The 14,247-nt window shown below is 72.5% G+C and carries 12 protein-coding genes; 10 read left to right on the top strand and 2 right to left on the bottom strand.

Annotated features, from left to right (window positions below):
* Positions 1-24 precede the first annotated feature (24 nt).
* The gene (locus RKD23_RS13530; protein WP_424853908.1) at positions 25-2,190 is read left to right on the top strand and encodes a DEAD/DEAH box helicase; all 2,166 of its coding nucleotides are present in this window, start codon (positions 25-27) and stop codon (positions 2,188-2,190) included.
* Positions 2,191-2,206: 16 nt separating this feature from the next.
* On the opposite strand, the gene RKD23_RS13525 is transcribed toward RKD23_RS13530, so the two are convergent.
* A complete protein-coding gene (locus RKD23_RS13525; protein WP_424853907.1) occupies positions 2,207-3,118 on the bottom strand; it encodes a LysR family transcriptional regulator in 912 nt (303 codons plus the stop codon).
* 134 nt (positions 3,119-3,252) lie between these two features.
* On the opposite strand from RKD23_RS13525, the gene RKD23_RS13520 reads away from it, so the two are divergent.
* On the top strand, positions 3,253-4,086 hold the full coding sequence (locus RKD23_RS13520) for an SDR family NAD(P)-dependent oxidoreductase (RefSeq protein ID WP_424853906.1): 834 nt from the start codon (positions 3,253-3,255) through the stop codon (positions 4,084-4,086).
* Between the two features lie 7 nt (positions 4,087-4,093).
* On the opposite strand, the gene RKD23_RS13515 is transcribed toward RKD23_RS13520, so the two are convergent.
* Complete coding sequence (locus RKD23_RS13515) at positions 4,094-5,068, bottom strand: SMP-30/gluconolactonase/LRE family protein (RefSeq protein WP_424853905.1); 975 nt, start codon at positions 5,066-5,068, stop codon at positions 4,094-4,096.
* Between the two features lie 123 nt (positions 5,069-5,191).
* Here RKD23_RS13515 and RKD23_RS13510 point away from each other — a divergent pair, with 123 nt between their 5' ends.
* The 8 genes from RKD23_RS13510 (at position 5,192) to RKD23_RS13475 (ending at position 14,244) form a co-directional block, all read left to right on the top strand.
* Positions 5,192-5,632 carry a MarR family winged helix-turn-helix transcriptional regulator gene (locus RKD23_RS13510; RefSeq protein ID WP_424853904.1) on the top strand — a complete coding sequence of 147 codons (441 nt, stop codon included), beginning with the start codon at positions 5,192-5,194 and terminating at the stop codon, positions 5,630-5,632.
* Between the two features lie 203 nt (positions 5,633-5,835).
* A complete protein-coding gene (locus RKD23_RS13505; RefSeq protein WP_424853903.1) occupies positions 5,836-7,422 on the top strand; it encodes a S8 family peptidase in 1,587 nt (528 codons plus the stop codon).
* Between the two features lie 193 nt (positions 7,423-7,615).
* A complete protein-coding gene (locus RKD23_RS13500) occupies positions 7,616-8,791 on the top strand; it encodes a DUF4190 domain-containing protein (RefSeq protein ID WP_424853902.1) in 1,176 nt (391 codons plus the stop codon).
* A 181-nt stretch (positions 8,792-8,972) separates the two neighbouring features.
* Positions 8,973-9,725: a GntR family transcriptional regulator gene (locus tag RKD23_RS13495; protein ID WP_424853901.1), complete on the top strand. Its 753-nt coding sequence runs from the start codon at positions 8,973-8,975 to the stop codon at positions 9,723-9,725.
* 347 nt (positions 9,726-10,072) lie between these two features.
* Positions 10,073-10,267: an SPOR domain-containing protein gene (locus RKD23_RS13490; RefSeq protein ID WP_424853900.1), complete on the top strand. Its 195-nt coding sequence runs from the start codon at positions 10,073-10,075 to the stop codon at positions 10,265-10,267.
* A 30-nt stretch (positions 10,268-10,297) separates the two neighbouring features.
* The gene (locus RKD23_RS13485; protein WP_424853898.1) at positions 10,298-10,714 is read left to right on the top strand and encodes a (deoxy)nucleoside triphosphate pyrophosphohydrolase; all 417 of its coding nucleotides are present in this window, start codon (positions 10,298-10,300) and stop codon (positions 10,712-10,714) included.
* Between the two features lie 230 nt (positions 10,715-10,944).
* The gene (locus RKD23_RS13480) at positions 10,945-11,352 is read left to right on the top strand and encodes an ATP-binding protein (RefSeq protein ID WP_404042456.1); all 408 of its coding nucleotides are present in this window, start codon (positions 10,945-10,947) and stop codon (positions 11,350-11,352) included.
* 282 nt (positions 11,353-11,634) lie between these two features.
* The gene (locus RKD23_RS13475) at positions 11,635-14,244 is read left to right on the top strand and encodes a SpoIIE family protein phosphatase (RefSeq protein ID WP_424853896.1); all 2,610 of its coding nucleotides are present in this window, start codon (positions 11,635-11,637) and stop codon (positions 14,242-14,244) included.
* Positions 14,245-14,247 lie beyond the last annotated feature (3 nt).

Here is a 14,247-nt window from a genome sequence, read left to right as displayed (position 1 = left end):
GCGTACAGCGGGGAGCGGGGCGGGATGGGGCGCGGGGAGCGGGAGGTCGTCGGGCGGGCGCAGGGGCTGGCGGAGGCTGCCGGGCGGGTCGTCGGGGATCACGAGCGGGCTCTGGACGGGGTGCGGGAGGCGCTGCGGCCGATCCAGGAGGAGCTGGTCGAGCGGGAGTTGGACACCATCTCCGTCGCCCGGCTCAAGGAGGTGACCGAGGGGCGGCTGCGGCTCGGGGAGCTGGAGAAGGGCGGGTTCCGGACCGTTCGGGCCGTGCTGGACGCGGGGCCTTACCGGCTGCGGCAGACGCCCGGGGTCGGACAGCGTACGGCGGACCAGGCGTTCGCGGCGGCGCGGCAGATCGCCGACGCCGTGCGCGAGACGGTCGCCGTACGCATCGACGTGGACCGGCCCGAGCCGCGGACGACCGCGCTGGTGCGCGCCCTGCACGTGCTGGTGGAGGCCGGACCGCAGGCCAGGCGCGCGGCCGAGACCGGTACGGCGCTCGCCGCGCGGCTCGGCGGACTGCTGGAGGAGGCGAAGCCCGCGACGGGCGCGCTGCGGATGCTGTTCGCCGGGCGGACCGGACGGCAGCGGGCGCTCCGGGCCGTCGACGAGCTGCGGCACCTCGTCGACGAGGCCGAACGGGACGGCGTACCGGAGCTGTTGGCGCAGGCCTCCGTCGATCTGCTGCGCGGCCCCGACACCGAACTCGCCGCGTGGGTCGACTTCGAACTGCGCGCCTCCGAGTACTACGGCCTGCTCGCGGAGATCTCCGGTCGCGGCCCCGACAGCGCGGCGGCCGAGGGCTTCCTGCCCGACGACATCGCCGCGCGGGTCCGGGAGCAGCGGCTGGACGACGGGCACGTACGCGTGTCGCTGCGCGGCTACCAGGCGTTCGGGGCGCGGTTCGCGCTCGCGCAGCGCCGGGTCGTCCTCGGCGACGAGATGGGGCTCGGCAAGACCGTCCAGGCCATCGCGGCGCTCGCGCACCTCGCCGCCGAGGGGCAGAGCCACTTCATGGTGGTCTGCCCTGCGAGCGTCCTCATCAACTGGACGCGCGAGATCGAGGCCCGCAGCAGCCTGCGCCCGATGCCGCTGCACGGGCCCGACCGGCAGGAGGCGTTCGCCGACTGGAAGGGCCGCGGCGGGGTCGCCGTCACCACGTTCGACGCGCTGCGCGGCTTCCCCACGCCGGGCGGCGGCGAGCTCGGCATGCTCGTCGTAGACGAGGCGCACTACGTCAAGAACCCGCAGACGCGGCGTACGGCGACGGTGACCGCGTGGGCCGAGCGGTGCGAGCGCGTGCTGTTCCTGACGGGCACGCCGATGGAGAACCGTGTCGCCGAGTTCCGCAACCTGGTGCGGATCCTGCGGCCCGACCTCGCCGAGGTCGTCGACGGCCAGGACTCACCGGCCTCGGTGGCCGGCTCCAAGGCGTTCCGCAGGGCGGTCGCGCCCGTCTATCTGCGCCGCAACCAGCAGGACGTCCTCACCGAACTGCCCTCCCTGCAGCGCACGGACGAGTGGGAGGAGCTCAGCGCCTCCGACGAGGAGGCCTACCGGCAGGCCGTCCGGGACGGCAACTTCATGGCCATGCGGCGGGCGGCGTACGCACGCCCCGAGCGATCGGCGAAGCTCCAGCGGCTGGGCGAACTGGTCGGCGAGGCCGCCGACAGCGGGCTGAAGGTGGTGGTCTTCTCCACCTTCAGGGACGTGCTCGGCACGGTTCGCAAGGCGCTCGACACGGCCCCCCTCTTCGGGCCGATCACCGGCAGCGTGCCGCCCGCCCGCCGGCAGGGAATCGTCGACGAGTTCTCCGCCGCGTCCGGGCACGCGGTGCTCCTCGCGCAGATCGAGGCCGGCGGGGTGGGCCTGAACATGCAGGCCGCGTCCGTGGTCGTGCTGTGCGAGCCGCAGATCAAGCCGACCATCGAGCACCAGGCCGTGGCCCGCGCCCACCGCATGGGCCAGGTCCGCCCGGTGCAGGTGCACCGGCTGCTGGCCGCCGGCGGGGTCGACGAGCGCATGGTCCGCATGCTGGAGAACAAGTCCCGCCTCTTCGACGCCTACGCCCGCCGCAGCGAGGTCGCCGAGTCGACGCCCGACGCGCTGGACGTCTCCGACGTGTCGCTGGCCCGCCGGATCGTGGAGGAGGAACAGGCCCGGCTCGGCATGACGGCGGCGGAACCGGCGTAACCCGCGAGAACGCCCCTCACACCCGCCCCGTCACCTGCCGGCACGCCTCCGCGTACGCCCGCACCAGCGGCCTGCGCCCCTCCTCGCGGCGCCACGCCAGGGCGTACCGGGTGGGGCCGAGGCCGGTGACCGGGCGGGTGGTGACGCCGCCGAGGGTGATGAGAGGGGCGTTGCCCTCGGCGATCAGACAGACGCCGAGCCCGCCGACCAGCGCCTCGTACGTCTCCTCCGTGCTGGCCACCTCGGCACCGATGCGGGGCGCGCCGCCGTCGCGGGCGTCGACGCCGAGCCAGAAGTCGCGCAGCCGCCCGGCACTGCGCGGCAGCGCCAGGAACGGCTCGTCGGCCAGCTCGGCGAAGTCCACCTCGGTGCGCCCGGCGAGCGGATGGCCGTCGGGCAGGGCGAGCAGCCGCCGCTCCTCCACCACCACCGTCCAGGCGTACCGCTCCTGGTCGGGCAGCGGCAGCCACACGAACGCCACATCGGTGTCGCCCTCGGCCAGCCCCGCCGTCGGGTCGTCCCAGGTGATCTGCCGCAGCCGTACGGCCGCCTCGGGGTGGGCGGCGGTGAAGCGGGAGCGGATCGCCGGCAGCAGTCCGCCGCGCCCGGGGCTGGTGCTCATGCCGACGCGCAGGGTGCTGCGCTCGGCCTCCCGGGCCTGGGCGACGGCGGCCGCGCCCGCCTCCCAGGCGTCCAGGACCCGCCGGGCGTGGGGGAGCAGCGCGCTGCCCGCGGCCGTCAGTTCCACGCCCTGGGTGTCGCGGCGGAACAGCTTCACGCCGAGCTGCCTCTCCAGCGCCCGGATCTGCTTGCTCAGGGCGGGCTGCGACACATACATCCGTTCGGCGGCACGCGTGAAATGGAGTTCCTCGGCGACCGCGACGAAATAGCGCAGGTCGCGTCCGTGTACGTCCGTCGTCATAGCCATCGGTTATCACGGTAGATCTTGGACGTCCGGCTGTCTGCGGAGCAGGGTGGTGCGTGATGGAGAAGCGCGGGTAACCGACAGCAAGCGACACGACCAGGACCGCCGGCCCGAGCGCCGGCAACGAGGAGATCCCCATGAACAAGGTGTGGTTCGTGACGGGCGCGACCAGCGGGTTCGGCCGGGCGATCACCGAGGCGGCCCTCGCCGACGGCGACATCGTGGTGGGCGCGGCGCGCCGGCCCGAGGCCCTCGACGACCTGGTGGCCGCGCACCCGGACCAGCTGGAGACGCTGGCCCTCGACGTGACGGACACGGTGGCCGCCGAGGAGCTGCTCCAGGACGTCGTGGTCCGGCACGGACGGATCGACGTGCTGGTGAACAACGCGGGCCGCACCCATGTGGGCGCCTTCGAGGAGACCACCGACGACGAGCTGCGGGACCTGTTCGACCTGCATGTCTTCGGTCCGGCGGCGCTGGTGCGCGCGGTGCTGCCGTACATGCGCGAGCGGCGGTCGGGCGCGATCGTGCAGATGTCCAGCATGGGCGGGCAGATGTCGGTGGCGGGCTTCGGGGCGTACAGCGCGACCAAGTTCGCGCTGGAGGGCATGTCCGAGGCGCTCGCGGACGAGGTGCGGGAGTTCGGCATCAAGGTGCTGATCGTCGAGCCGGGCGCGTTCCGCACCTCGCTGTTCGAGGGCGGCCGGGCCGGGCAGAGCGAGGACACCGGCGTCTACGGCAAGGTCAACCAGACCCGCGCCTTCGTCTCCGGCGGCCACGGCTCCCAGCCCGGCGACCCCGCCAAGCTGGCCTCCTTGCTGATCGCCGCCCTGGAGGCCCCCGTGACCCCGCTGCACCTGCCGGTCGGCGAGGACGCCGTCGCCGCGGTCCTCGACCACCTCGACCAGGTCCGCGCCGACGTCCAGGCCTGGGAGAAGCGCGCCCGGGACACGGCCTTCGACGACGACTGAGTCCCGGTCAGATTCCGCGCACCCAGGCCACGCTGAACGGCGTCTCGGGCACCCCCGGCCCGAACGGCCCGCCCTTGTCGAACTGGGAGCGCACCACCAGCAGGCGCCCCCGGTGCCGTACGAGCGTGGTGGGGATCTGGAGCGCCGGGTCGGTCAGGGTGCGCTCCAGGCGGGCCGTGCGGCCGTCGGGGGACAGGTGCCAGCGGGTGAGGGTGTTGGTCGCGTTGTGGGCGACCCACAGCGTGCCGTGGGCCAGGGCGAGGCCGTCGCCGTGGCGCAGGTCGCCGCCCAGCAGCTCGACACGGCGTACGGCACCGGTCGCGGGGTCCACCCGGAACAGCTCGCCCACGGGCATGTCGACCACGAACAGCCGGCGGCCGTCGGTGTCGATGCCGTTGAGGCTGAAGGGCGTGTCGGCCGGGCGCGGTGCCAGAGCGCCGCTCAGGTCGTGGGCGACGCGCAGCACAGCGCGGCCCCCGCGCGCCACTTCGGCCGGAGTCACGCGGTAGAGCACGGCGCGCACGCTGTCGGTCAGATACGCCGTGCCGTCCGCCGTGACGGTGAGGTCGTTGACGAAGAACGGCGCCGTGCCCGGCACGTCGAAGCGGGCCAGCAGGGTGCGGGTGCGCGGGTCGTAGACGCAGACCCCGGCCGTGGAGTCGGTCACCCACAGCCGCCCGGCCGCGTCCACCCGCAGCCCGTTGGCGGTGTGGCGCCCGTCGGTGCCGGCGGGCAGCAGGATCTCGGCGGTGCGGTGCCCCGGCCGGGCGCGATAGACGGTGCCTTCGGCGTACGAGCCGACGTAGACCTCTCCCGTGCGCGGGTCGAGGGCGATGCCCTCCGGGTAGACGCGGTCCCCGGGGAGTTCATGAGCCGTGGTGATCCCCGGAACGGCGGCTCGGGCGGAGCCCGGTACGGCGACCGCGGCGACGGCTGCCGCGGTGGTGGTCAGAAACGTGCGGCGGTGGATCGTACGGGACACGTCGGTGCCTCTCGTGAGAGCTGCTCGCTGATGACGACACGAACTTAAGTTAGAACTCTAATCATCGTCAATATTAACTCCAGTAAAGGCATTAACCCCTGTATGGGCGACTACCATGCCCGGATGACCTCCATGCCCGCCTCCGAGCGTCTCGGCTCCCACCTCAAGCGGGCCGAGCAGGCGCTCAACGCCACCAAGAACGCGGTGCTGAAGCCGGCGGGCCTCACCGTCGCGCAGTACGCGGCGCTGCTGTATCTGTCGGAGAACCCCGGCATCTCGGCCGCCGCGCTCGCCCGGCTGTGCGGGGTCACGCCGCCGACGATGAACACGGTGCTGAAGAACCTCCAGGACCGGGCCCTGATCGAGCGCACCCCGCACGCGTGGCACCGCAACGTGCTGGAGACCCGGCTGACCGACGAGGGCCGCGCGGTGATGCGGGACGCGGACGAGCGGGCCGTACGGGTGGAGCGGGCGCTGGCGGCCGAGTTCACCGAGGAGGAGCGGGAGGCGCTCGTCGGGCTCCTCGGCCGGTGCGTGGAGCTGCTGGAGCGCGAACGGCCGTAGCTGACGGTCGATCATGTCCGTTGCGTGGCACGCCTGTTACATCCGTGCAGGACCCTTGTGCAATTCCTGCGGAACCCTCAATCTTTCGGCTGACGCACAGGAGCGCCACAGCGGATTGACATGTCCCTGTCGTGCCCGCGGGTGTCTGCTCGATGCACCATCCCCCACCAGCAGCGCACCACCGATTGAGGAGGACCCCTCAGATGGCAGCGATGCGTACTCCCGGCGGAACCCCCCGACGAAGACTGGCCGCGATCGGTGTGGCGGCGAGCGCCGCGCTCACCGCGGGTCTCGTCTCCGCCCTGCCCGCCGGAGCGGCCCCCACCGCCCCCGAGGGCCGCATCCAGTACGAGGGCGCGGCGAACGCCGTCGCCGACAGCTACATCGTGACCCTCAAGGCCGACCGCGCCCGCTCGGCCACCGCCGCCGGACGCGCCGTGGCCGCCAAGTACGGCGCCGAGATCGAGCGGACGTACACGAAGGCCCTCAACGGCTACGAGATCCAGGCGAGCGAGGCCGAGGCGAAGCGTCTCGCCGCCGACCCGGCCGTCGCCTCCGTGGTGCAGAACCGCACCTTCCACATCGACGGCACCCAGCCCAGCCCGCCCTCCTGGGGCCTGGACCGCATCGACCAGCGCGCGCTCCCGCTGAACAGCTCCTACACCTACCCGGACTCCGCCGGGCAGGGCGTCACCGCGTACATCATCGACACCGGTGTCCGCATCACCCACAGCGACTTCGGCGGCCGCGCCTCCTACGGCTACGACGCCGTCGACAACGACAACACCGCCCAGGACGGCAACGGCCACGGCACCCACGTCGCCGGCACGGTCGCGGGCACCTCCTACGGCGTGGCCAAGAAGGCGAAGATCGTCGGCGTCCGGGTCCTCAACAACTCGGGCTCCGGTACGACCGCCCAGGTCGTCGCCGGCATCGACTGGGTGGCCCGCAACGCGGTCAAGCCGGCCGTCGCCAACATGTCGCTGGGCGGCGGCGCCGACTCCGCGCTCGACACCGCCGTACGCAACGCCATAGCCGCCGGTGTCACCTTCGCCGTCGCGGCCGGCAACGAGACCACCGACGCCTCCACCCGCTCGCCCGCACGCGTCACCGAGGCCATCACGGTCGGCGCCACCACCAGCTCGGACGCCAAGGCCAGCTACTCCAACTACGGCTCCGTACTGGACCTGTTCGCGCCCGGCTCGTCGATCACCTCGTCCTGGAACTCCAGCGACACCGCCACCAACACCATCTCCGGTACGTCGATGGCGACCCCGCACGTCGCCGGAGCGGCGGCGCTCTACCTCGCCGACAACCCGACGGCGACCCCGTCGCAGGTGAGCAGCGCGCTGGTGGGCGCGGCCACCCCGAACGTGGTCACCAGCCCCGGCAGCGGCTCGCCCAACCGGCTGCTCTACGTCGGCGGTGGCGGCACGACCCCGCCCGGGCCGCGCTTCGAGAACACCGGCGACTACGCGATCAACGACAACGCCACGGTCGAGTCGCCGCTCACCGTCTCCGGCGTGTCCGGCAACGCGCCCGCCACGCTGGCCGTCGAGGTGCACATCGTGCACACCTACATCGGTGACCTCCAGGTCCAGCTGATCGCCCCCGACGGCACCGCGTACACCCTCAAGGGCTACGGCACCGGCGGCAGCTCGGACAACATCAACACCACGTACTCCGTGAACGCCTCCTCCGAGGTGGCCAACGGCACGTGGAAGCTGAGGGTCAGCGACAACGCCAACTACGACACCGGGCGCATCGACGCCTGGGCCCTGCAGTTCTGACAGCCTGACGGTCGGCCGCCACCGACCGCGTCCTACTCGTCCTCGCGGAAGGGCCCGGGTTCCTCGACCCGGCCCGCCGCGAGGACGAGGCGTTTGTCCGGTTCGTCACCCGCGTTCCGCCTTCGGTCGTGCCACCCGTACGATGCGCGCAGCCGCACATCAGTTCTGCCGCCGAACCGGGAGCACGGTAGCCGTGTCCATACCTCCGCCGCCCGGGCCCCAGGGTCCGTACCAGCCGCCCGTTCAGGGCCCGTACCCGCCGCAGGGGCCGTACCCGCAGCAGCCGTACCAGCCGTGGCCGCCGTACGGCCAGGGCGGCAGCCCCTCGGTGAACGGGCTCGCCGTCGCGGCTCTGGTGCTGGGCATCGTGTGCCTCCTGCCCGGGATCGGCCTGGTGTTCGGGCTCGTGGCGCTGCGGCAGATCAAGCGGGGCGGTCAGCGCGGGCGGGGCATGGCGATCGCCGGAAGCGTGCTGTCCGCGGTGGGGCTCGTGCTGTGGGTGCTGTTCTTCACCACCGGCGCCGCCTCCGAGTTCTGGGACGGCGCCAAGGAGGCCGCGCGGGACAACTCCGCGGTGTTCTCGGTGAAGAAGGGCGAGTGCTTCGACACCCTCACCGGCTCCCTGGAGGGGATGGCCTACGACGTCGACAAGGTGCCCTGCTCCGGACGGCACGACGGCGAGGTCTTCGCCGTGGTCGAGCTTCCCGGCGGCGCCTTCCCCGGGGACAGCCGCGTCACCGACATCGCCGACGACAAGTGCTTCGCGCTGGAGAGCGACTACGTCCTCGACACCTGGGCCCTGCCCGAGAACGTCGACGTGTACTACCTGACCCCGACCCGCGAGAGCTGGGCGATCGGCGACCGCGAGATCACCTGCATCTACGGCAACACCGACGCCGAGGGCTCCCTGACCGGCTCGCTGCGCGCCGACGAGACCACCCTCGACGCCCACCAGCTCGCCTACCTGGAGACGGTCCGCGCCCTCGACGCCGTGCTGGAGAAGGAGCCCGAGGACTACCCCGACGAGGACCTGGAGGTGAACACCGGCTGGGCCGAGGACATGGAGGGCGCCCTCGTCGAGCAGGCCGCCGCCCTGCGCGCGCATACTTGGCCGGCGGGGGCCCAGCAGCCCCTGGAGGCGCTCGCCGCCGAACTGGAGGCGTCCGCGGACGACTTCGGCAAGGCCGCCGACGCCACCGACCCGGACGTCTTCTTCGAGCACTACGAGTCCGGCTACGAGGTCGTCGACGGCGCCGCCACCATCGACGCGCGCGAGGCACTGGACCTGTCCACGACCCCGCCGGCGTACGACTACGACGACGGCTCCGGCGAGGACGGCGAGGCAGGGGACGGCTCCCTGAACGCGTAGGCGTGATCGCGCAGGTGCGAACGTGCAGGTGTGAGCGCGGCCATAGCGGGGAGAAAGTGCCTGCGTAAAGCCCTCCCGCGGGCCTTGTCATCACATCGAGTGATTCTCTGGCCTTTGCTTGCACGGCTCAACCCACGGTTGCCACGCTGTTGCTGTCTGTACAACCTGATGGGAGCGGCCAGTGACATTCGGTGAGCAGCCGGCCTACCTGCGCGTCGCGGGAGATCTCCGCAAGAAGATCGTCGACGGTTCGCTGCCACCGCACACCCGCCTGCCCTCGCAGGCCCGCATCCGCGAGGAGTACGGCGTCTCGGACACCGTCGCCCTGGAGGCGCGCAAGGTGCTCATGGCGGAGGGCCTGGTCGAGGGCAGATCCGGCTCAGGGACGTACGTGCGCGAGCGCCCGGTGCCGCGCCGTATCGCCCGCTCCGGCTACCGCCCGTCCGGCGGGGCCACCCCCTTCCGGCAGGAGCAGGCCGACGCGGGCGCCCGCGGCACCTGGGAGTCCAGCAGCCGGCAGGCCGAGGCCAGCCGGTGCGTCGCCGAGCGGCTCGCCATCCAGCCCGGCGACCGCGTGATGTGCACGCGCTACGTCTTCCGGGAGGCCGGGGAGCCGATGATGCTCTCCACCTCCTGGGAGCCCCTCGCCGTCACCGGCCGCACGCCGGTGATGCTGCCGGAGGAGGGCCCGCTCGGCGGCATGGGCGTCGTCGAGCGCATGCGTGCCATCGACATCATCGTGGACAACGTCACCGAGGAGGTCGGCGCCCGTCCCGGCCTCGCCGAGGAACTCCTCGCCCTCGGCGGCGTCCCCGGCCATGTCGTCCTCGTCGTCCAACGCACCTTCTACGCCTCGGGCCGCCCGGTGGAGACCGCCGACGTGGTCGTCCCGGCCGACCGCTACCGCGTCGCGTACCACCTCCCCGTGAAGTAGCGCACACCAGTCCGCATACGCGGTGAAGTGAGGCGCACCTGTGCGGAGTTCCTCCTGCGGTGCGCCCGACGCGCCCCGGTGTGCGACCCGTTGGTTTCGGTCGTTCTCGCAGGTCGTCCAGGGTGCGTGCGAGGGGCCGCCCGGCGGATGAGCCGCAGCGCGCGGGCGGCCTGCTCGCCGTTGTGCGCCCCGGAGTTACTGGCCGGTTGCCCACCCTTGCCATGTCTCTTTGTGAAAAGCCGTATTCGCTCCGTGAAGGTTGGGCGTAGGCTCGGGCATATGCGGAGTGCGGTTTCCTCAGCGGGCGGGCCGCGGCGTGGACCGCGGACGGGATCTGGAGGGGTGCGATGACCGAAGGCGGCACCATCGCGCTGCCCTGGCTCGTCATACGCCAGGACGACAACGGCAACCGCTACCGCGTGGGGCGTTACGCCACCAAGGCCGAGGCGCAGAAGATCGCCGACAGCCTCGACACCCGCGGCCACAAGCAGCTCTACTGGGTCGAACGGATCGGGCAGAACGGCAACGGCTCACGGCATTGAGCCGGCGCACGCTCCCGTAGGCTCCGGCGCATGAAGGAACAGACCGTGGTCGTCGGCGCCGCCCTGATCGAGGGCGGCCGCCTCCTCGCCGCGCGCCGTAGTGCGCCCCCTGAGCTGGCCGGGCGCTGGGAGCTGCCCGGTGGGAAGGTCGAGCCGGGGGAGTCGGCGGAGGCCGCGCTGTGCAGGGAGCTGCGGGAGGAGCTCGGCGTCGAGACCGAGGTGCTCTCGCGGGTGCCGGGGGAGTTTCCGCTGAGGTCGCCGTATGTGCTGCGGGTGTGGACGGCCCGGTTGGTGCCGGGGTCCGGCGCTCCTGCGCCGCTCCAGGATCATGATGCGCTGCGGTGGCTGTCGGTCGAGGAGCTGTGGGACGTCGAGTGGCTTCCGCAGGATGTTCCGGCTGTGCGGGCCGTTGTGGGGATGGGGGTTTTCTCGGAGTCCCGCCGTTAGGGCTGCGCCCGGCGCCCGGGTGCGGGTTGTCCGTGGTTGCTCGCGCCCACGCGGCGGAGCCGCATATCGATACAGCCCCGCGCCCCTAAGGGGCGCTCCCCTGAATGCGGTGCTCCCCCGTGCGCCGTTCGTGTCACCGTGCGCCTCCCCGGGCGGTAGCGAGGTCGGCATATCGGGTATGTGCCCATTAACCCCCTGAAAACGGACAGGGTGGGCTCGCTGGCTGGGAAGTGATCGGCGTGATCGACACCGAAGGCGACCGCGCCGAGTGGACGTTCCCGGCGGACCCCGGAGCCGTCCGCACCGCGCGGGCCTGTGTGCGCGGCCAGCTGCACGGCTGGGACCTCGACAGCGTCGGCGACATCACCGCCCTGCTGGTCAGCGAGCTGGTCACCAATGCGCTGCGACACGCCACCGGGCCCATCGGGGTCCGCCTGGTGCGCCCCGCCGGGCTCCCCGAGACCCTGCTCGTCGAGGTCTCCGACCCGCTCCCGGACATGCCGCGCGAGCGCGCCCCGCGGCCCGACGACGAAAGCGGCCGGGGCCTGCAACTGGTGGCCTCCACCTCGCGCCGCTGGGGTACCCGCCCGGGGGAGACCGGCAAGACGGTGTGGTTCGAACTCGCCGTGCCGCGCTGAGGAGGCCCGCGGGACACGGCTCCACGGGGGTGGCACGGGTGTACAGCCGGAGCACTTCCGTCGGGGGCGCGATCCGGCCGCCGAGAGGTGCCCGTCGGTGGGGTTCGACGACGTGTGCGCTGGTTAGAAGTCTGGAAGTGTTCTCGCAGCACGGTCCGAAAACCAACTGGACCATGCTGTGATCGTGAACACCGTGTTGTGCGGCCCCGTTGTACTGGATACTGCGGGCAGCCGCCGCCGGTGACCGGTGCCGGACGCGGTGAGCTGGAGGGGACGGTTCGCGTGAGCGAGATACCAGCGAAGGCCACGGAGTTCGAGGACCCGTCGGACGGCGCGAGGACGGCGCCCGAGGCGGGCCTCGGCACGGGTGTGCCGGCCGGTGATCCGATGTGGCAGTCCAGTCCGCCCGGCTCGATGTACGACTACATAAAGGTCGCCTCCTTCTCCATCGGCCCCGACGGGCTCGTCGAGCAGTGGAGCCTGCGTGCCGAGCAGATCTTCGGCATCCCCGCCGAGCGGGCCCTCGGCATGGACCCCATCGAGACGTTCATCCACCCCGACCGGCGCGAGCGCGGCCAGCGCAAGATGGCCGAGATCCTCGACGGCCGGGAGTGGACCGGCGTGGTCCCCTTCCGGCTGCCGGACACGCCGGACGGCACCCGCGGGACCGACGGGCTCGCCGAGGTCTATGTGATGCCCACCCGCACCGAGGAGGGCGCCAAGGCCGCCGTCTGCATCGTCGTGGACGTCCGGGTGCTGCGCACCATCGAGACCGACCTCGCGGCGTCGCAGGCGATTTTCGGCCAATCGCCCTTCGGTTTCCTGCTGATCGACACCGACCTCAAGGTGCGCCGCGCCAACCAGCGGTTCGCCTCCATCTTCGGCGGCACCCCCGACGACCACCGCGGCAAGGGCGTGCACGACTATCTGCCGCGCGCCGAGGCCGACCGGGTCTCCGCCACCCTGCGCCGCGTCCTGGAGACCGGCGACTCCATCACCGACATGCATGTCACCGGCTATGTGCCCGGCTCCGAGGAGCGCCGGCACTGGTCGATCAACCTCTACCGCGTGCACAGCGGCAGCGGCCGCCCCATCGGCGTCGCCTGGCTCGGCACCGACATCACCTCACGGCGCGCCGCCGCCCGCGAGGCCGCCGCGGCCCGCCGCAACCTCGCCCTCCTCAACGAGGCCGGCGCACGCATCGGCAACTCCCTGGACCTGGAGACCACGGCCCGCGAACTCCTCGACGTCGTCGTCCCCGGCTTCTGCGACCTCGCCACCGTCGACCTCTACCAGGGCCTGCTGGCCGGTGACGAGACACCGCCCGGCCTCGCCGACGGCAGCGCCGAGCTGCGCCGCGTCGCCTACGCCAGCGCCGTCTCCGACGCCCCCTTCGACGAGGCCGACACCCCGGTCACCGTCGGCGCGGTCCACCACTACTCCTTCAACTCGCCCTGCGCGGACGCCCTGCGCACCGCCCGGCCGCGTGCCGTCCCCGCCGAGGACGGCGCCCTGGTGCAGTCCACGCTGGCCGTGCCGATGGTCGCCCACGACACCGTCGTAGGACTCGTGCAGTTCTCCCGTACGAAGGGCAGCGAGCCGTTCGGCGACCGGGACCGCGACCTCGCGGTGGAGCTCGCGGCGCGTGCGGCGGTCTGTATCGACAACGCGCGGCTCTACCGGCGGGAGCACGAGCGGGCGTTGATACTGCAGCGGTCCCTGCTGCCGCCCGGCGACCCCGTCGCCTCCGGCCTGGACATCGCCTGCCGCTATCTGCCCGGCAACGCCTCCACGGGGCGCCCCAGCGAGGTCGGCGGCGACTGGTTCGACGTCATCGAACTGCCCGGTCACCGCACCGCGTTGGTGGTCGGCGACGTCATGGGCCGCGGACTGCGCGCGGCCGTGGCGATGGGTGAACTCCGCACGGCGGTACGGACGCTGGCGCTGCTGGACCTGGAACCGGCCGAGGTGCTCTCCCAGTTGGACGAGATCGCCCGCGGTCTCGGCGCGCCCGGCGGCGTCCAGCAGGCAACGAGGGCCGCGCGGCGCCCCCGAGAGGCGGACCTGTCCGAGGTGTACCTCGCGACCTGCGTGTACGCCGTCTACGACTCGGTGACCCGGCGCTGCACCTTCGCCAACGCCGGCCATCTGCCGCCGGTGCTGGTCGAACCGGGCGAGGCGGCCCTCATGCTCGACGTGCCGCCGGGCATGCCGCTCGGCGTCGGCGGCGAGCCCTTCGAGGAGGTCGAGGTCGAACTGCCCGAGGGCGCGCTGCTGGCCCTCTACACCGACGGCCTGGTGGAGTCCCGCGACCACCCCCTGGACGAGGGACTCCAGGCGTTCGTCGGAGCGCTGACGGACCCCGCCCGGCCGCTGGAGGACGTCTGCGACCACGTCCTCAACACCCTCGACACCCATCACGGCGAGGACGACATCGCCCTGCTCATGGCCCGCGTCCAGGGCCTGCCCGCCGAGTCCGTCGGCGACTGGACGCTGCCGCGCGAGCCGCGCAGTGTGGGCCGCGCCCGGGAGTACGCCCGCGGGCAGCTGCTGTCCTGGGACATGGAGCCGCTGGTCGACACGGCCGAGCTGCTGGTGAGCGAGCTGGTCACCAACGCCCTGCGCTACGGCGAGGGCGAGATCAGACTCCGGCTGCTCCTGGACCGCACGCTCGTGTGCGAGGTCTGGGACTCCGGCCTCGTCCAGCCGCGCCGCCGCCGCGCCCGCGACACCGACGAGGGCGGCCGGGGCCTGCAGCTCGTCGGCCTGCTCAGCGCGGCCTGGGGCTCGCGCCGTACGCCGCGCGGCAAGACGGTGTGGTTCGAACTGCCGCTGCCCGACGGCGAGAACGGCCCGGTGGACCCGGCGGAGGCGCTGCTGAGCCTGTTCTGAGGC

The sequence above is a fragment of the Streptomyces sp. SAI-170 genome, assembly GCF_049739565.1.
Lineage (GTDB): Bacteria > Actinomycetota > Actinomycetes > Streptomycetales > Streptomycetaceae > Streptomyces.
This window is presented reverse-complemented; position numbering and strand designations above follow the sequence as displayed.